Annotated in this window: 1 pseudogene; it reads left to right on the top strand. The window is 44.1% G+C overall.

Annotation, left to right across the window (positions count from 1 at the left end):
- Window positions 1-255: 255 nt before the first annotated feature.
- A pseudogene (locus PG888_RS23055) lies at window positions 256-658 on the top strand (site-specific integrase); the annotation flags it as partial.

Raw genomic sequence — 658 nt, 5'->3', positions numbered from 1 at the left:
AAAAACTGAAGATAAAAACACAGAAAGCGAATTCGATGTCGACGCATTACTGGCAACTCCTGCTGTCATGCAGAGATTGATGAGTGTTTTAATGCAGCGAATTTCTGTGGCGCAGTAAATCACTGTCTACATCACGCATTCAGCATTAATTTAAAACTAAATCGCACCTTTAATAAAGGGATCCACGTCGTGGGTGGGGAAATCCTGCCCACTATCTAAAGAAGGCGTTATTCAAGCGCTCTGGGAGATGACCGAATGGCTACACAGGCAACGGAAAAGGAATATGAAAGACTGGCAAAAAATCATTATGAAATCCTAAAGGAAAAGGGCCTTAATATCACAGCAAAAAACATTGCGGATGAATTGTTGGCTCGCGCTTCAAAATGCAGTCCTGGCTATTGGCGAAAACTGCGCTGTGCACTGGTATATCATCAACAATTGTTGAATTTTCCCGACGCGGCCGAGCGAATTCAGGCCCTGAGTAGGCCAGATATACCGGTTAAGGCAAAACAAAAAAGAGTTAAAAAGGTCGATAATGATGATCTCGTTGCACTGATTCAGTATTTTAAGGCGCGTAATGACAGCGCTATGTTGGCGGCCATATTGTTGTTTATGCGCGCGGGGATAAGACCTGCTGAACTAGCCACCATAACTGCGC

The sequence above is a fragment of the Aeromonas sp. QDB23 genome (genome assembly GCF_027707745.1).
Classification (GTDB): domain Bacteria; phylum Pseudomonadota; class Gammaproteobacteria; order Enterobacterales; family Aeromonadaceae; genus Aeromonas; species Aeromonas allosaccharophila.
This window is presented reverse-complemented; position numbering and strand designations above follow the sequence as displayed.